The sequence below is a fragment of the Virgibacillus litoralis genome (assembly GCF_017873675.1).
Lineage (GTDB): Bacteria > Bacillota > Bacilli > Bacillales > Amphibacillaceae > Lentibacillus > Lentibacillus litoralis.
In genome coordinates this window covers 37750-55269 of the sequence record NZ_JAGGKK010000021.1, presented here as the reverse complement: position 1 = coordinate 55269, position 17520 = coordinate 37750, and the positions used below count along the sequence as shown (strand labels likewise).

17 protein-coding genes are annotated in these 17520 nt (G+C 35.3%); 2 read left to right on the top strand and 15 right to left on the bottom strand.

Annotated elements, in window-relative coordinates; genetic code table 11:
• Positions 1 to 76: 76 nt before the first annotated feature.
• Complete coding sequence (locus J2Z82_RS16340; protein WP_209481890.1) at positions 77 to 2152, bottom strand: sigma 54-interacting transcriptional regulator; 2076 nt, start codon at positions 2150 to 2152, stop codon at positions 77 to 79.
• Positions 2153 to 2291: 139 nt separating this feature from the next.
• Between J2Z82_RS16340 and J2Z82_RS16335 the strand changes: the two genes are divergently transcribed.
• Both J2Z82_RS16335 and J2Z82_RS16330 read left to right on the top strand, forming a co-directional pair.
• The gene (locus tag J2Z82_RS16335; protein ID WP_209481889.1) at positions 2292 to 2522 is read left to right on the top strand and encodes a DUF2627 domain-containing protein; all 231 of its coding nucleotides are present in this window, start codon (positions 2292 to 2294) and stop codon (positions 2520 to 2522) included.
• Between the two features lie 45 nt (positions 2523 to 2567).
• Positions 2568 to 3917 (top strand): aspartate kinase, encoded by a 1350-nt coding sequence (locus J2Z82_RS16330; protein ID WP_209481888.1) that lies wholly within the window; start codon positions 2568 to 2570, stop codon positions 3915 to 3917.
• A 70-nt stretch (positions 3918 to 3987) separates the two neighbouring features.
• On the opposite strand, the gene spo0A is transcribed toward J2Z82_RS16330, so the two are convergent.
• The 14 genes from spo0A to accB form a co-directional block, all read right to left on the bottom strand.
• Positions 3988 to 4767, bottom strand: coding sequence for a sporulation transcription factor Spo0A (gene spo0A / locus J2Z82_RS16325; protein ID WP_209481887.1), 780 nt, complete (start codon positions 4765 to 4767; stop codon positions 3988 to 3990).
• A 252-nt stretch (positions 4768 to 5019) separates the two neighbouring features.
• Positions 5020 to 6303, bottom strand: coding sequence for a SpoIVB peptidase (gene spoIVB, locus J2Z82_RS16320; RefSeq protein WP_342453655.1), 1284 nt, complete (start codon positions 6301 to 6303; stop codon positions 5020 to 5022).
• A 303-nt stretch (positions 6304 to 6606) separates the two neighbouring features.
• Complete coding sequence (gene recN, locus J2Z82_RS16315) at positions 6607 to 8328, bottom strand: DNA repair protein RecN (protein ID WP_209481885.1); 1722 nt, start codon at positions 8326 to 8328, stop codon at positions 6607 to 6609.
• Between the two features lie 16 nt (positions 8329 to 8344).
• The gene (gene ahrC / locus J2Z82_RS16310; protein ID WP_092492614.1) at positions 8345 to 8794 is read right to left on the bottom strand and encodes a transcriptional regulator AhrC/ArgR; all 450 of its coding nucleotides are present in this window, start codon (positions 8792 to 8794) and stop codon (positions 8345 to 8347) included.
• Between the two features lie 19 nt (positions 8795 to 8813).
• On the bottom strand, positions 8814 to 9644 hold the full coding sequence (locus J2Z82_RS16305) for a TlyA family RNA methyltransferase (RefSeq protein WP_209481884.1): 831 nt from the start codon (positions 9642 to 9644) through the stop codon (positions 8814 to 8816).
• A gap of 67 nt (positions 9645 to 9711) precedes the next feature.
• Positions 9712 to 10296, bottom strand: a complete 585-nt coding sequence (locus J2Z82_RS16300; protein ID WP_209481883.1) for a hypothetical protein — start codon at positions 10294 to 10296, stop codon at positions 9712 to 9714.
• Positions 10297 to 10978: 682 nt separating this feature from the next.
• Positions 10979 to 11869 (bottom strand): polyprenyl synthetase family protein, encoded by an 891-nt coding sequence (locus J2Z82_RS16295; protein ID WP_209481882.1) that lies wholly within the window; start codon positions 11867 to 11869, stop codon positions 10979 to 10981.
• Positions 11866 to 12099 carry an exodeoxyribonuclease VII small subunit gene (locus J2Z82_RS16290; RefSeq protein WP_209481881.1) on the bottom strand — a complete coding sequence of 78 codons (234 nt, stop codon included), beginning with the start codon at positions 12097 to 12099 and terminating at the stop codon, positions 11866 to 11868. Before J2Z82_RS16290 ends, J2Z82_RS16295 begins: the two co-directional genes overlap by 4 nt.
• The gene (gene xseA, locus J2Z82_RS16285; RefSeq protein ID WP_209481880.1) at positions 12092 to 13441 is read right to left on the bottom strand and encodes an exodeoxyribonuclease VII large subunit; all 1350 of its coding nucleotides are present in this window, start codon (positions 13439 to 13441) and stop codon (positions 12092 to 12094) included. The genes J2Z82_RS16290 and xseA overlap by 8 nt, the downstream gene beginning before the upstream one ends.
• Positions 13431 to 14291 (bottom strand): bifunctional methylenetetrahydrofolate dehydrogenase/methenyltetrahydrofolate cyclohydrolase FolD, encoded by an 861-nt coding sequence (gene folD, locus J2Z82_RS16280; protein ID WP_209481879.1) that lies wholly within the window; start codon positions 14289 to 14291, stop codon positions 13431 to 13433. The genes xseA and folD overlap by 11 nt, the downstream gene beginning before the upstream one ends.
• A gap of 14 nt (positions 14292 to 14305) precedes the next feature.
• On the bottom strand, positions 14306 to 14686 hold the full coding sequence (nusB, locus tag J2Z82_RS16275; RefSeq protein ID WP_209481878.1) for a transcription antitermination factor NusB: 381 nt from the start codon (positions 14684 to 14686) through the stop codon (positions 14306 to 14308).
• Between the two features lie 225 nt (positions 14687 to 14911).
• The gene (locus tag J2Z82_RS16270) at positions 14912 to 15298 is read right to left on the bottom strand and encodes an Asp23/Gls24 family envelope stress response protein (protein WP_092492607.1); all 387 of its coding nucleotides are present in this window, start codon (positions 15296 to 15298) and stop codon (positions 14912 to 14914) included.
• A 12-nt stretch (positions 15299 to 15310) separates the two neighbouring features.
• Complete coding sequence (gene accC, locus J2Z82_RS16265) at positions 15311 to 16672, bottom strand: acetyl-CoA carboxylase biotin carboxylase subunit (protein WP_209481877.1); 1362 nt, start codon at positions 16670 to 16672, stop codon at positions 15311 to 15313.
• A gap of 13 nt (positions 16673 to 16685) precedes the next feature.
• Positions 16686 to 17192, bottom strand: coding sequence for an acetyl-CoA carboxylase biotin carboxyl carrier protein (gene accB, locus J2Z82_RS16260; RefSeq protein ID WP_209481876.1), 507 nt, complete (start codon positions 17190 to 17192; stop codon positions 16686 to 16688).
• Positions 17193 to 17520 lie beyond the last annotated feature (328 nt).

The following is a 17520-nucleotide window of genomic DNA, read 5'->3' as shown; positions in this document are numbered from 1 at the left end:
TGCAAAATCTGTGCCAACACCTTAAACATTGAAAGCGCTTTATTCATATAGTTTCGGTCCATGCAATATATTGCGTTTATGAAAAATTTTGCATGTCATCTTTTTCAATCTTGTATTTTTCAAGTTTATAATAAAGATTACGTATTGAAACATTTAATTCTTTTGCGGTTTGTGTTTTATTATAGTTATTTTCTTTGAACACATTTCGGATAAATTCTTTTTCATAATGTTCAACAGCATCTTGTAATGTTTTGTTTGCTGTTCCATCTACCTCCATCTTATCTTTAGAAGAATCAGGAGAGGTAAGTAAATTGGGGATATGCTCTTTTTTAATTACCTCTTCGTTCATATCCATATAAATCATTGCTCGTCCAATCATATTTTCCAGTTCCCTTACATTGCCAGGCCAATGATAATTCTTTAAATATTCACTTGCATCATAATTTATTGCTTGAACATTTCTTCCATAATCCTGGTTTATTTTACGAATCAGATGTTCGATAAGACTCGGTAAGTCATTTATACGCTCCTTCAATGAAGGGATGTATATAGGTAACCGATTCAAACGATAATAAAGATCTTCTCTGAATTTTTTATTCATAATGGCTTTTTCCAAGTTAACGTTTGTTGCTGTTATAATACGAACATCAATTGTAATAGGGTCAGTTCCTCCTACACGGACAATTTCCTGCTCTTGCAAAACACGCAGCAGTTTCGCTTGCATATGGAGTGACAGCTCACCAATTTCATCAAGGAAAACACTCCCATGGTTTGCTTCTTCAAACAGCCCCTTTTTACCACCTTGCTTAGCACCCGAGAAAGCACCTTCCTCATATCCAAATAGTTCGCTTTCTAATATCGTCTCAGCAATTGCAGCACAGTTAACTCGGATAAATTTATTATGTTTACGGTCACTCTCATTGTGTATCGCATGTGCAAATAACTCTTTCCCTGTGCCAGATTCGCCACGAAGCAGGACAGTAGCTGGTGTTTTCGCTCCTACTTTCGCTTGCTCCAAGGCTATTTTCATCTCAGATGATGGACCTATTATGTCATCAAACGTGTATTTCGCTTCCAAATTACGAATAATTTGCCTTGCACGTTTTAGCTCACTTGTCAGCGACTGGATTTCTGATACGTCATGTAAAACCCCGACACTTCCTTTTAATTTTCCATCAACAATAACCGGTGCAACATTTACTAAAACGTCTTTTTTAGCTGGTCCTACTTTCATACGAACTCCCCGCACACCACGTCTTGTTTTGAGAACCTTCATATGCATGCTTTCACCTTCTGAAATATCAGCGGTTGCTGGTTTACCTACAATATCAGCTTCTTTTAAACCTGTAATCCTTGTGTAAGCAGGGTTTATCATGATCCCAGTTCCATTTTCATCTACAACCGTTATCGCTTCATCAGAAGACTGTATAATAGCTTCTAGCATCGTTTTTATTTCTTTTAGGTCGGTATTTTCTTCAGCTAAATTCATTACTTCTGTAATATCTTTAAAAACAGCAAAAGCACCAATTAGCCGATCATCAGCATTTATAATCGGAATTCTTGTTGTAATGACTTTCTTATCATTTTCTAATACAAGTTTTTGATTAACTTCCCTTCTTCTGCTGCGCAAAACATGAGGCAGCCTTGTATCAGCAATAATATTTTTTATATCTTGACCTTTAAATTTATCTTTCGAGATACCTACAATACGTTCAGCACCTTTGTTAACGAACTGAACGATTTCCTGGTTATTAATAACAATCATTCCGTCACGAATGTTGTTAAGAATTAACTCCTGATTATCTGTTTGAATTCTTAATCGATCTAGTAATGATTCTTTTTCTTCAAATAGCTCGGATATTATGTATGCGACGGTACCAGGTATAACAACAGTCTTACGATTTCTTCTCTCTAGTAACTCTTCTAGAACTTTCTCATCACCTGTTGCCTCAATAATGATATCAATATCTTTATTAATCCAGTTTTCCCAAGTATAATCGGAAGGAATACCATACTTTTTTGCTTTCTTTAAACCTGGCGCTGTACTGTTTCTATCCACCACACCAACAATCTTCATGCGGTCTGTATTATATAGTATTTCTAATAAAGTACTGCCGCCTTTACCAGCACCAACAATAAGTACTCGTTTCATATGTATCCCCACCTTGCAATATTTTGCATCTTTAATAATACTTTATTCTGCAGTTCTAAGCAAATTTTGATTTATTCCTATTTCTTATAATATTTGCTATACTAAAAAAATGATGATTTACTAATAAAGGGGAAGAAACATGATTCGTATAATTGCGGTTTTATTATTACTTATCCCAGGGCTTGTTTCTGCATTTGGTATAAAGCTTATTCGCGACACATTGTTTGATGATGTTCACCCAATATTCTTCAATATTGGAATACAGTTTGCAGCTGGTTTTATATTATTTTTAGGTGGAATCGCCTTCATCGGTGGATTTATTGTCCATCGCGACCGAAAAAGACAACAGAATAAAAAGAAGAGAAGATAATTTTAATATAAAAAGAAATAAAAATTTATTGGAGTGGTAGAAAAAATGAAAGTAGCAAAATTTGGAGGAAGTTCTGTAGCAAATGGAAATCAAATTAAGAAAATTGGAGCAATTATTAAAAGTGACCCTGCAAGAAAACTTGTAATTGTATCTGCTCCAGGTAAAAGGCACCAAGATGATACCAAAATGACAGATCTTCTTATTCAATTAGGAAATATAGCTTTCCAAGACAAGCCTTATACGGATAATTTAAATGTTATAATGAATCGCTTTTCAGAGATTGTAGAGGAACTCCGAATTTCCCCAACGATCCTGGATGATATTAAGAATAATATACAGGCAATTATTAACAATAACGAATCGGACCAAATGAAGATGGATGCGTTGAAATCCATTGGGGAAGACAGCAGCGCCAAACTAGTAAGTGAATACTTAAAAACAATTGGATTAAATGCACGTTATTTGAACCCAAAAGATGCAGGAATTATCGTCAGTAATGAACCTGGCAATGCACAGATATTACCAGAAAGCTTCTCAGAGCTTTATAAATTACGCCAGTATGACGAAATAGCGGTTATTCCTGGATTCTTCGGGTTTACAAAAGAAGGAAAACTGATGACCTTTTCTAGAGGAGGTTCAGATATTACCGGATCAATTGTTGCAGCAGGAATTAAAGCGAAATTATATGAAAATTTTACCGATGTCGATTCAGTTTATACTGTAAATCCGAGTATCGTATCAAATCCGAAAGAAATTACTACTTTAACATACAAGGAGATGCGTGAATTATCATATGCTGGTTTTTCCGTATTTCACGATGAAGCACTAATCCCTGCATTTCAACAAAAAATACCTGTATGTATAAAGAATACAAATAACCCAGATGCTCCGGGAACAATGATTGTCTCTGAAAAAAATAAGAGCAGAAAGTGTGTCGTTGGGATTGCAAGTTCTAAAGGCTTTTCAAGTTTATATGTAAGTAAATATTTAATGAACCGTGAAGTTGGATTTGGACGAAAATTACTGCAAATATTAGAGAGAGAAAATATCTCTTTCGAACATGCTCCATCAGGAATTGATGAAATGTCAGTAATAATTCGAAATAGCCAACTGTCAGCTGCTAAAGAGGAAATAATAGTAAACAGAATCAAGGATGAGTTACACCCTGACAGAATTACGTTTCATCGAGACCTCGCTATGATAATGATTGTTGGTGAGGGTATTGTGAGTACTTTAGGTATAGCACAAAAAGCAACAACCGCACTTACGGACGCACATGTTAATATTGAAATGATTAACCAAGGTTCATCTGAAGTGTCAATTATGTTTGGTATTCAGTCTGAAGGATTGGATCGCGCAATACCGTCCTTATACAATGCTTTTTTTGGTAGTTAAGAAAAATATCTGGCGATACAAAATAAAAAACCTGTATGTGAATGCTATTTACATACAGGTTTTTTATATCTTAACTTGCTTTATGTTCCAATCGTAATCGATCAGCTACCATGGCAATAAACTCTGAATTCGTAGGCTTTGCTTTAGAAATACTAACGGTATAACCGAATAATGCTGATATCGAATCAATATTACCACGACTCCACGCTACTTCAATTGCATGACGGATAGCTCGTTCCACGCGTGATGCTGTAGTATTGAATTTTTTTGCAATATCTGGATAGAGAACTTTTGTTATGGAACCTAATAGTTCTATATCATTATAAACCATTGTAATGGCTTCCCTTAAATACATATAACCTTTAATATGTGCTGGAACACCGATTTCATGAATTATATTAGTTATACTTGCCTCTAAATCCTTTTTCTTACGCTCTTTATTATTTGCCTTTTTAGGACTTGATTGTAATGTGATATTTCCTTGTACTTGGCGGATTTGATCAGAAAGATTATCCAAATCGAACGGTTTCAAAATAAAATATGACGCTCCTAAATCTACAGCTTTTTTCATAACTTCTTCCTGTCCAAAAGCAGTAAGCATAATTACGTTAGGATATTTTTCCCTTTCTGTGCCACGAATAGTATTTAACACTCCCAAACCATCTACATGAGGCATGATAATATCTAAAACCAAAACATCCGGCTGCATCTCCTCCAACATTTCCAGACATTCTCTTCCGTTATACGCAACACCAATAACTTCAATATCCTGCTGATCTTCAAAGTACTCTTCCATCAGCTGAACAAGTTCCCTGTTATCATCGACTAAACAAACTGAAATTTTCTCCACTAAAACTTCCTCCTTTTATGTAATTCGAACTTTATCCAAGTAACATATTCGACATAAGATTCAAATATCCTTTTTTTTATCAAAAAACTTTGGTTTTTTTTGCATTAACTTTGATTTTCTCTTATTATCTTGCTTTATCGATATAATTCGATATAATTTGACAAAAATGTGACAGTTTTGTCGAAAAATATATATAAAGTATAACATAAAAAAGACTTGTCATAGGTGATTTCCTATAACAAGCCCTTTTTATTAGCTTGCTTTATCTTTTTCATCATATATTTCTATTCCTGCTTCTTGTAGCATCCATTCAATGTGAACACCGTATCCTGAGGTTGGATCATTAACAAATACATGCGTCACTGCGCCAATAATTTTACCATCCTGAATAATTGGACTACCACTCATTCCTTGAACAATACCACCAGTTTTCTCCAAGAGTTCAGGGTCCGTAATTTGAATAATCATTCCTTTAGTTGCCGGAAAGTTTTGCGGCACACTACTTACGACCTCAACTTCAAATTCTTCAACTTCCTCACCCTCAACAACTGTAAGGATTTTTGCTGGACCTTCTTTGACCTGGTGAGAAAGTGCGATAGGCATAGGTTTGTCATATTTTCCATTTTTTATCGGACTATTCAACTCGCCAAAAATACCATACGGACTATTCTTGGTGATACTTCCAATTTTATTATCTTTAACCGAAAACTTAGCCTGTTTTTCACCTGGTGTACCATTGTTTCCTTTTTCAATTGAAGTTACATTCGATTGGACAATAGTTCCATTATGAATTTCAATCGGCTTTTGTGTATCCATATCGGAAATTACGTGTCCAAGCGCTCCATATTTCTTGGACTTTGGTTCATAAAATGTCATTGTCCCAATACCTGCAGCGGAATCCCTTATATAGAGTCCAATACGATATTCCTCTTCCTTACTATCCTTAACAGGGTCTAATGTCGTTTCAATCGTTTCCTTTCCCCGCTTAATCGTTAGCTCAAGCTTTTTATTTTCTTTCCCCGCTTTTTCTACATACGGTTTTACATCTTTCATTTTTTTAATTTCGTTGCCATTTATTTTCAGAATTACATCACCCACTTGGATATTTGCATCTTCCCCTGGTGACAACATTCCATTACCACTCTTAATTTGGTGATGTCCAACTACAAGTACTCCCAATGTATGAAGTTGTACACCAATGGATTGACCTCCAGGAGTCACACGAATATCATCAAGTACTGAAACATCCACTTTTTTTATTGGAAGTCCAGCGACTTCATAAATGAGCTGACTATTTCCAGGTTCTTTTGCATAAAATTCGGAGGAATCAATAGTGTGGTTACTATTACCCGAGGAACCGATATCTACATTGCTCCCAAGGACTGGAACATCTATAGATGAAGGTTGGTTATCAAATGTTACAACTTGATTAGGAATGGCAAGGTAATCTTTGATTGGTGTTATAAATGGTACTGCCAAAACTGCGGTTAACAGCAGGACACCTACCCATATTCGAATATTATTTATATGCTTCACCCAATTCACTCTCCTCGTTTCCTAACCCATACCAATAATTTATTCATCTCTGTACTTCTAATTTGACCTAACTGCATGTGTTTTAAACTGGTGAAAAATAAGAAAAGATGTGTAACATTTCCTTTTTAGTAAATTGGGGAACAATATGTATTGGAAAACCTAAAATTTCGTTAAAAGCTTTTATGAATGCGAAATTTTTACTTTCAAAAGCTAACGTTATACTTTTGCAGTAAGAAATACATTATAAGTGTAAATAAAAAAGCCAGATAGTATAGCATCTGGCTTTTGTTTCTAGTTTATCCATTAAATTTTGGATTTATAGGTTGATGCTAATTCAAGTAATTCATTAGCATGTTTTTGAGCAGTTTCTGTTAATTTTGTTCCAGTAATCATTCTGCCCAACTCATCAGTTTTTTGTTTTACTGACAGTTCTAACACTTCAGTTGAGGTTCTTTTATTTTTTTCCAATTTCTTAATAAGCTTGTGTGTGTCTGACATTGCAGCAACTTGTGGCAAATGGGTGATACATAAGACCTGTGATTGATTTGATATTTGGTAAATTTTTTCAGCTATAGCCTGAGCGACTCGACCGCTAACACCTGTGTCAACTTCATCAAAAATCACACTTGTAACACCCTGATGCTTTGCAAAGATCTTCTTTAACGCAAGCATAATCCGTGATAATTCACCACCTGAAGCAGTTTTATTTAATTCTTTTAGTGGTTCACCTGGATTAGTTGAAATTAGAAAATGTATATAATCAAAACCATTTTTATGCAATTTAACATTTTCTTTAAAGGTTCTCTGTTCTGTACTTTCTTTGGTATCAAATTGAACTGAAAAAGAAGCTTTCTCCAAATAGAGACCTTTTAGCTCTTTTTGAATATCTTTCTTCAATGATTGGGCTGCTTTTTTTCGCAAATCATGTAATTGTTTTGCTTCCAAGTATGCATCCTGACTAACTCCATTAATTTCTTCTGCCAACTTGGATAAATGTGAGTCTTTGTTTGTTATTTGTTCGATTTCTTCTTCAATTTTACCCATATACTCCAAAATTTCATCTACAGATGACCCATATTTTTTCTTTAAGCGATTTATTTCATTTAATCTAGACTCAATTTCGTTAAGTCGTCCTGGGTCATATTGTAATGTATCAATATAATTACGTAAATCATACATAAGTTCTTCAATCAAAAAATAATGATTTGACATTTCCTCAGCCTTTTCAGCAATAAAAGAGTCATATTCCTGGTTATCTTGAAGTGCTTGATTCGCTTCATTTAACCATTCGATCCCTTTTTGTTCACCATAGAGAGCATTATATGCATCCTGGAGTCCTGTATAAATTCGCTCAAAGTTCACTAATTGACTACGTTCTTCGCTCAACTCGACATCTTCGTTTGGAACTAACTCAGCTTGTTCCAGTTCACTAATTTGAAATTGCAGTAAATCTAAACGATGTGTCATTTCCTGCTCATTTTCACTTAACTCTTTATAACGCTTTTTTAGTGATGAGAGCTTTTCATATAACTTGGTGTATTCATCTTTAGATTTATTAATTTTCTTTTCATCAAATTGGTCGAGTAAGTCGATATGATTTTCTGAATTCATAAGTGATTGTGTTTCATGTTGACTATGTATATCAATTAAATACTTTCCAAACTCTTTTAATATTGCCAATGTTACTAATTTACCGTTCACTCGGCAAATACTTTTTCCACTCGCAGTAATAGTTCTATGTAATACAACCATTTCATCTTGGATGTCAATACCATAATAATTGCCTGTAGCATAAATTTTGTGATCTTTAGAGTCGAGAGTAAACAAGCCTTCAATTTCTGCTTTACTCGTCCCGTGCCGTACAAATTCAACTGATCCTCGGCCACCAGCAAGTAATTGCACCGCATCAATAATAATTGATTTACCTGCACCAGTTTCTCCTGTTAAAACAGTAAGACCCTCATTAAATGTAATAGATATTTTATCAATAATAGCGAAATCCTGTATAGACAGTTCTGTTAACACATATGTCCCCCCATTACTAAAGCATACTTATAAAACGATTCTTAATAGAATCTGAATCCTGCTCCGTTCTGCAAATAATTAAACATGTATCATCACCACAGATGGTTCCCATAATCTCTTCCCATTCTAAATTATCGATTAAAACGCCAATGGCATGAGCATTTCCAGGTAACGTTCTTAATACTATAAAATGACTAGCATGTTCAATTTTAACAAAAGCATCTGTAATTAAGCGCTTCAATTTATCTAAAGGATTAAATCGTTGATCTGCCGGTAGACTATATTTATAATCACCATTCACTGATGGAACTTTAACAAGATGCAATTCTTTAATATCTCGTGATACTGTAGCTTGGGTTACATTGTAGCCAAGTGATTTTAATCGATCAACCAGCTCGTCCTGCGTTTCTATTTCACTATCGGTAATTAGTTCGCGTATTTTAATATGACGTTGGATTTTACTCATGGAAAGCCTCCATATACTACTAATAATTTTGTTTGGTTATTGTCAATTCCTGATGGGCATCGTCTACTATTGTTTCTAATTCAATATCTGATGGCCTAAATCCTTCTTTTTCAGTTTTCCAGCCCCAATGAGCCAAAAATTCTATATTACCTTCGCCTCCTGTAATAGGAGAATAGGTTAGACTAATTAACTCAAATCCTTCTTTTTCAGCAAAGTCTGTAATTTTTCTTAATACAGCAAGGTGTACACTTTTATCACGTATAATTCCTTTTTTCCCGACTTGATCTCTTCCAGCTTCAAATTGCGGCTTTATTAATGCAACTATGTCACTATTGATTCTTAATAATTGGCTTAGAACTGGTAAAATTATTGACAGAGAAATAAATGATACATCTATTGTTGCAAAGTCAGGTGAACCATAACTTATCATTTCAGGAGTTACATAACGGAAGTTAGTCTTTTCCATTACCACCACACGTTCGTCATTTCTTAATTTCCAATCTAATTGATTATATCCTACGTCAATCGCATAGCAAAGTCGTGCACCATTTTGTAATGCACAATCGGTAAATCCACCTGTTGATGATCCCACATCAACCATAATTCTGTCTTCGAGAGAAATAGCAAAATAATTTAATGCTTTTTCGAGTTTTAATCCGCCACGGCCCACATATGGAAGCGTCTTTCCTTTTACTGTAATTGGAATATCTTCATCAACCTTCATTCCAGGCTTTTCTAGTCTATGCTGCTCAGAGAACACTAACCCAGCCATAATTACCCGTTTTGCCTTTTCTCTAGTTTCGATTAATTTTCTGTCTACTAACATAATATCTAAACGTTTTTTAGCCATTAAAAAGTTTCCTCTGCGTAATTATTTGGATGTTTAAAAAAATGTGTACCTAAAGTCATTTAACCAATTATTTTTTTTTCTCTTTTGGCAGTATGCGAATTTTAAAGTTACTTTCTATAAAGGCTATAACCTTCCCTGCAAAAGATATTATTTTAGTCGAAGCATTTATTGCTAAGTATTTGCCAATTGCTTTTCCACCCACTGTAAATGCTGCAACAAAACTGGTAATTAATACTGATAATACGATTTGTATTGTTGAACCGTCACCCTGTCCAAAAAGGTTAGCTATTTGGAGTACGACTATTGCAGATGCCGTACCACTAACAATTCCAGATATATCGCCAATCACGTCATTACAAAAGCTAGCAAACTTATCAGCATTTCGAATTATAATAACTGATTCTTTAGCACCTTTTACCTTTTCCGCTGCCATTGCGTGAAACGGCGCTTCATTTGCTGCAGTTGATGCTATACCTAGCATGTCGAAAACGACTCCAATTAATACGATGATAAATACAATGACTAAACCTACAATCCAGGCTACTTCACTTAAGATAGAGGATGAGATTATTGAAAAAATAGCCGCTAACACAAATGTGATAACGGCAATAATTAAACTAAATTTAACTGATTTTCTTATTTGTGATTTCATTTTCGACCTCTAACTAATTTGGATATGTAAATTAGGAATGGTCATTTAAAAGGTTAAAATTGCGGCTTTAGGTCCAGTAGGTTTTCCCAGATGACAACCCATTGTTACCAAACAGGCGGTTCCCCTTTAATATCATCTTAGCTTGGTTTCCCAAAGCTAGACTGGATTACCACTTAGTCCGCACTATATTCCCTTTTAAATGTCTTTGGAACAGTCTAGGAGATTTCCTCAGCAGTCTTTAACCGCCCCCTAGCCTCTTTTGCAGTGTTGATTTCATAGAGATAAAAATAATCAAGCTAGTGGCCACTTGGCTTGTTATTTACGACTCTAATCCCCTCACCACCACTCAAGGCAGGCTACGCTGCAAATAAGGTGTCCCTTTCCCTATTCTACAGGTTCATACCCCATTCCATAGTGATCCCTAGGCTTAGTTATCACCACAGATATGGGCCTCCGCGGTAATCGGGTCAACGCCCACATGCCTTTGTGGATCGCCCGAAAACCTTAACTCCCAGCACTGACCCAAGGCTGGGCGCCTCAAGCCAACACAAGGAACTTCATCGATGTGCCCTTTGGCGGATTTTTAGGCCCGCCTTCAGAAACGGAAGACTGACTAGAATACTGCACCATTCCTATTATAATTTTATTATACCATATTATTAGAAATAATTCTAATAAGTGCTTAATAATCACGATTGCTAAAATAATCTGTAAGCAACATTAAATAAGATATCTCGGCATTCGCATTTTTCAAAGCATTTTTTGCCATTTTTACATAATATTGCTTTTTCTCTATAGCTCCATCTAACCCCAGTAATTTTGGGTATGTATTTTTTTGGTTAGCCTCATCACTACCCACGGGTTTACCAATTTTATCCGGATCCCCAGTTACATCCAAAATGTCATCTTGTACTTGAAATATTAATCCTAAATAATAAGCAAATTCATCTAAGTATTCAACCTGTGTATCCGTTGCTTGCCCAATGTATGCTCCAGACCTAATTGCAAACCTAAGTAATTCTCCTGTTTTTAGTGTATGAATTGTTTCCAGTTCTTGAAGGGTAATTTCTTTCTTTTCTGCTTCCATATCAAGTATTTGACCTGCCACCATACCCTTAGGTCCACTTGCTTCTGCAAGAAGTTTGGTAATATATACTTTCTGCGCATCTGATAAGTAGGAATCATTTGTAATTAGTTCAAAACTATAAGTTAATAAAGCATCTCCAGCTAAAATGGCTGTTGCATCGTCAAATACCTTGTGATTTGTTGGCTGGCCGCGACGAAGATCATCATCATCCATTGCTGGTAAATCATCGTGAACAAGTGAATACGTATGGATCATTTCAAGAGCTATCGCAGTGGATAATACTTTTTTCATGTTTGTACCATATGCCTTAAAGCCTGCCAGCAATAATATAGGTCTAAGGCGTTTTCCTCCAGCCTCTATGGAATATAGCATGGATTTCTTTAAGCGAACAGGAATGTCCAAATTGTGCATATGGGTTTTCATTTCTTCTTGTAACATTGATTTATTCTCATTAATAAAATCATTTAACTTTTGCTGCACAATCATTCTTCCTCCTGTACCTCAAATGATTCAAGTTCGCCCTGCTCATTCATAATTTGTGTCATCTTTTCTTGAACATTTGTTAATTTATCGCTGCATACTTTGGAAAGCTTCATCCCTTCCTGGTAATAAGTTATTGCTTTTTCCAATGGAACATCGCCTTCTTCTAACTTTCCAACAATTTTTTCTAATTGTACCATTGCTTCTTCAAATGAAATATTGTTTTCCTTATCCATTGTTCTCCTCCTTTACGTCTAATACACGACATTCAAGTGTGCCATCTGATAGTTTAACGTCGATTTGGTCATTTTCACTTACACCATATATAGAATTAATAATATTGCCTTTTTGCGCATATGGTATGGCATAACCACGTTTCATCGTTTCAAGCGGATTTAATAACGATAGTTTTTCAATAGCACTATTTAGGCTGGTTGATTTCTGTTCTACTATTTTGTCCATCAAATAATTAGTTTGCTTTATGAACAGCTTCAGTTCCTTCCTAGCACGTTCAATCTGCCGCTCTGGGTGCTGTGCTTCAAATCTTGTGTTTATATTAATAAGTGCGTCTTTTTTCTTTTTCCACTCTGAATTAAACGTTTTCTCAAGACGTTCAACATGTTTATCCAATTCTTGCTCTTTTTGGGTTATTAAATGTTCGGGATATCGGAATGCATAGGATTGTTTTATACGATTCAAATGTTGTTTGGAACTCAGTACATTTTCGTTCATCATTCTTGTTAGTGAACGTTGCATTCCGTTAATTCTATCAGTCAATTCAAGTTGAGATGGTACTGCAACCTCTGCAGCACCAGTGGGGGTAGGAGCACGTAAATCAGCGACATAATCACTAATTGTAATATCGGTTTCATGGCCAACTGCTGATATCACAGGTATCGATGATTGAAAAATTGCATTTGCAACTTTTTCCTCGTTAAAACTCCATAAATCTTCAATGGAACCTCCGCCACGCCCAACTATTAAAACGTCAAAACCACCTTGCTGGTTAGCTGAGTTTATTGCGTTGTAAATAGATTGTACTGCATTTGGTCCTTGAACAAGTACAGGGATTACAGTAGTTTTTACAATTGGATATCTTCTTTCTATTGTTGTAACAATATCACGAACAGCTGCTCCGGTAGGTGAAGTTATAACACCAATACTTTTAGGAAACCTCGGGAGTTCTTTTTTATGGCTTTTATCAAAAAAGCCTTGTTTATGCAATTTCTCTTTAAGTTGTTCAAATGCTAAATATAAAGATCCAATTCCGTCCGGTTCCATTTGCTGGATATACAACTGATATTGACCATACGGCTCAAAAACACCGATCTCACCTTTTATTAAAACATTCATACCGTTTTCAGGTGTGAACTTTAACGTACGATTATTGCCTGCAAACATTACTGCTTGTATTCTTGTATTATCGTCTTTTATAGTTAAATACATATGTCCTCGACTATGGTGTTTAAAATTGGATATTTCACCTTTTAGCCAAATATTTTTTAAATGGGAATCAGTGTCGAACTTTCGTTTGATATATTTTGTTAGTGCAGTAACAGTTAGATAATTATCTTTCACTTTTAGACAATCCTTTAGCTGCTTTGATCGTATTTTGCAAGAGCATTGTTATCGTCATTGGTCCTACGCCTCTAGGAACAGGTGAAATATAAGAAGCCTTTTCGGATACAGCGTCAAAGTCGACGTCTCCAGTTAAAGAACCATCTTCTAAGCGATTAATTCCAACATCTATAACTGCAGCGCCATCTTTGATATGTTCTTCACGTATTGCATTAGGTCTTCCAACAGCTACAATTAATATATCTGCTTTTGATGTGAAATCTATTAAATTGGTTGTTTTTGAATGGCAATATGTAACGGTAGCATTTTCATTTAATAATAATTGACCAATAGGTTTTCCAACAATATTACTTCTGCCAATAACGACAGCGTGTTTTCCTTCAATTGTAATATCGTATGATTTTAACATTGTTAATATTCCATATGGAGTACAAGGTAAAAATGTGTCTTCACCTGTAATCATTCGTCCAATATTTATTGGATGGAAACCATCAACATCTTTAGCTGGACTAATAGCTTCGATTACATGTTGTTCATCTATGTGTTCTGGGAGTGGGAGTTGTACTAAAATTCCGTGGACAGATGGGTCATTATTTAATTCCTGTATTTTCATCAACAACTCTTTCTCAGAAGTAGATACCCCCATTTCTATAACATCAGAAGATATGCCGGTTTCCCCAGAGGCTTTTTTCTTTCCATTAACATATGACTTTGAAGCGGGATTATCTCCAATCAATATTACAGTTAAATGTGGAACTAACCCTTGTTCCTTTAGAAAAAGTACTTCCTTACTCATTTCCTCTTTTAGTTTATGTGCTAGTTCTTTTCCTTTAATTATGTCAGCAGACACAGCTGTATCCCCCTTTATGCAATGATTTTTGACAAAACACCATTTACAAATTTCCCTGATTTTTCATCACCGTACATATTAGCTAATTCTACCGCTTCATTTATAGATACATTTGTTGGGATATCATCTATATAGTTAATTTCCAAAATAGCAATACGTAAGATTGTTTTCTCGACTGAAGCGATTCGATCAATTGTCCAATTTTCCAAATGATAAGAAATAATATCGTCAAGACCCGCCTTTTTTTCTGTTACACCTTTAACAAGACTCATTAAAAAAGCATCTATTTCTATTGTTTCAAGGTGTTCTTCCACTGCTTTATCAGGGTTGTTATCATTAATATCCAATTGAAAAAGTACTTGAAATGCCTTTTCTCTAGCTGTATGTCGGTTCATCTTTCATAGCTCCTTTTATTCCATATCTATCCCAAATAATAACATGATTGTGTATGCAAAGCTAGAATCAAACCAATCACAGAAATCTTAGCTAATTTTTAAAGGAAATCACCTAGGAATTTGTTTCTTATACACCCTTATACTGTTGTCCACAACCTAAATGAAATAAACCTTCATAGAAAACAAATTAAGGTCAAAAGAATTTACTTCTTTTGACCTTGATTTTTATTCGTTTTCCTCTGCACCTTCCATATGGATACCAACTACATGCACATTAATTTCATCAATTTCCAGTGCTGTCATATTTTTTAATGTTTGCCTAATATTTTCCTGAAGCTGTTGTGCTACTTTTGGAATAGATACTCCAAAGTTTAAAACAACAAATAAATCGATAAGTATTCCAGTTTCGGTAAGTTCAACTTTCACACCTTTACCATGTGACTTTTTACCAAAGCGTTCCACAACTCCAGTTGCGAAATTACCCCGCATTGATGATATACCGTCTACTTCAGAAGACGCTATACCAGTTATTACTTCAATTACTTCAGGTGCAATTTCAACTTTACCTAGGCTCGAATCGTCACTTACGTTCAATAATGGCTGTTCGCTCATCTTTTCACTCCTTTAATCTTCCTTCTTCTGTACAATTGGATTATCCTCAAGGAATTTCGTATTGAAGTCTCCTTTTACAAATACATCGTTATCCATTATAAGGCGATGAAATGGAATTGTCGTATCGACACCTTCTACAACAAATTCATCCAAAGAGCGCTTCATTCTGTTTATGGCTTCTTGACGAGTAGGACCATATGTTATTAACTTCGCAATCATTGAATCATAAAATGGAGGGATGCTATAACCAGGATATGCAGCAGAATCAATTCGTACCCCAAATCCACCAGGTGGTAAGTACATTTCAATTCTCCCAGGTGAAGGCATAAAGTTTTTGAAAGGATTTTCTGCATTGATCCTACATTCGATTGCCCATCCATCAAATTCGATTTCATCTTGTTTAAATGATAAGTTTTCATTATTCGCAATTCTAATCTGTTCTTTAATTAAGTCCACTCCAGTAACCATTTCTGTTACAGGGTGTTCGACTTGGATCCTTGTATTCATTTCCATGAAATAAAATGATTGACTAGTTCGATCGAAAATATATTCAATTGTTCCTGCACCAACATAATCAACTGCCTTAGCGGCTTTTACAGAAGCTTCACCCATTTTAGAACGAATTTCAGGTGTAATGGCTGGGGATGGTGTTTCTTCGATCAACTTTTGAAGTCTCCGTTGAATTGTACAATCCCTTTCACCTAAGTGTACAATATTTCCATGCTGGTCGGCTAATACCTGAATTTCAACATGCCTAAAGTCCTCTATGAATTTTTCTATGTACACACCTGGATTCCCAAAAGCTTTTTCAGCTTCTTTTTGTGTTACTCGGATTCCTTTAATCAAATCTTCTTCTGTTTTAGCAATTCGAATACCTTTTCCGCCGCCACCAGCTGTTGCTTTAATGATTACAGGATAACCAATTTCATTTGCGATCTTAATGGCTTCCTCTTCGTTTTCGATAATACCTTCTGACCCTGGCACAATGGGTACATTAGCAGCTTTCATCGTTTCTCTGGCAACATCTTTTATCCCCATTTTTTGTATGGATTGGGCAGTGGGGCCTACAAACTTAATATTGCACGCCTTGCAGATTTCTGCAAAATCAGCATTTTCAGCAAGAAAGCCATAGCCAGGATGAATTGCATCAACTTCGGTTAAGGTAGCTACACTCATGATATTAGTGAAATTCAAGTAACTGTCTTTACTTAACGTTGGTCCAATACAATAAGCTTCATCTGCTAACTGAACATGCAATGCATCTTTATCTGCTTCAGAAAATACGGCAACAGTTTCAATTTCCATTTCTTTGCATGCCCGTATTATACGAACAGCTATTTCTCCCCTGTTTGCGATTAACAGCTTTTTAATCACACGCTACATCCCCTTATTTAGTCTTTACTCTAAATAGTGGTTGACCATATTCTACTAATTCGCCATCTTCCACTAAGATTTCAACGATTTCACCTGAAACTTCTGCTTCAATTTCATTAAATAGTTTCATTGCTTCTACAATACAAACAACAGAGTCGTTTTCGACTTTAGATCCACTTTTGACATACGGATCACTTTCCGGATCAGGTCCAATATACAGCGTACCTACCATTGGAGAAACAATTTCGTGATCGAAGTCTGTTGCTTTTTCTTTTTCAACTGGTTCTGTTTCTGATTGTTTCACTGCTTTTTTCTCTTCAGGTGCTTTAGGTTCTTCTGCTTTAATCTTTTCTGCAGGTTTTTCTGCAGGTACTTCATAAGCTTCGTTCAACTTAACACCTTGGTTGTCATTAGACTTTTTCATTGTAACAGTCGTTCCATTTGTCTCGTAACTAAACTCATCAATTGTTGATTGATCTACTAATTTTATTAATTCACGTATTTCCTGTACTTTTAACATGTCTGGCACCCCTTCATTTATTACAAATTAACAACAGGTACTAATAACTCCTCTTAACATTCTACGACAAGTATTAGTAAAACTTCAACCCATAATAGACTGCAGTATGTTTAACAATCTGCTTCTAATGTGTAAAACGTTTTCACGCTACAATTATATCAATGATATCTGGTTTATGCGAATAATTTTATTACAACATCAGAAAACTTGACTTAGGGTTAAAAGATGAAGCTTAGTTGCACTAAAGCAGTAAAAATAAGAATTATACTTTCCTGAACAAAGGCGTAAGCGCCCTGTTTAGTGCCGTATGGACTGGACTGACCCGTGT

What these genes read in the sequence shown, in the direction of transcription:
- J2Z82_RS16340 (WP_209481890.1), bottom strand. Translation starts at nt 2,152, where the DNA reads ATGAAACGAGTACTTATTGTTGGTGCTGGTAAAGGCGGCAGTACTTTA.
- J2Z82_RS16335 (WP_209481889.1), top strand. Translation starts at nt 2,292, where the DNA reads ATGATTCGTATAATTGCGGTTTTATTATTACTTATCCCAGGGCTTGTT.
- J2Z82_RS16330 (WP_209481888.1), top strand. Translation starts at nt 2,568, where the DNA reads ATGAAAGTAGCAAAATTTGGAGGAAGTTCTGTAGCAAATGGAAATCAA.
- ahrC (WP_092492614.1), bottom strand. Translation starts at nt 8,794, where the DNA reads ATGAGTAAAATCCAACGTCATATTAAAATACGCGAACTAATTACCGAT.
- J2Z82_RS16305 (WP_209481884.1), bottom strand. Translation starts at nt 9,644, where the DNA reads ATGGCTAAAAAACGTTTAGATATTATGTTAGTAGACAGAAAATTAATC.
- J2Z82_RS16300 (WP_209481883.1), bottom strand. Translation starts at nt 10,296, where the DNA reads ATGAAATCACAAATAAGAAAATCAGTTAAATTTAGTTTAATTATTGCC.
- J2Z82_RS16295 (WP_209481882.1), bottom strand. Translation starts at nt 11,869, where the DNA reads ATGATTGTGCAGCAAAAGTTAAATGATTTTATTAATGAGAATAAATCA.
- J2Z82_RS16290 (WP_209481881.1), bottom strand. Translation starts at nt 12,099, where the DNA reads ATGGATAAGGAAAACAATATTTCATTTGAAGAAGCAATGGTACAATTA.
- nusB (WP_209481878.1), bottom strand. Translation starts at nt 14,686, where the DNA reads ATGAACCGACATACAGCTAGAGAAAAGGCATTTCAAGTACTTTTTCAA.
- J2Z82_RS16270 (WP_092492607.1), bottom strand. Translation starts at nt 15,298, where the DNA reads ATGAGCGAACAGCCATTATTGAACGTAAGTGACGATTCGAGCCTAGGT.
- accB (WP_209481876.1), bottom strand. Translation starts at nt 17,192, where the DNA reads ATGTTAAAAGTACAGGAAATACGTGAATTAATAAAATTAGTAGATCAA.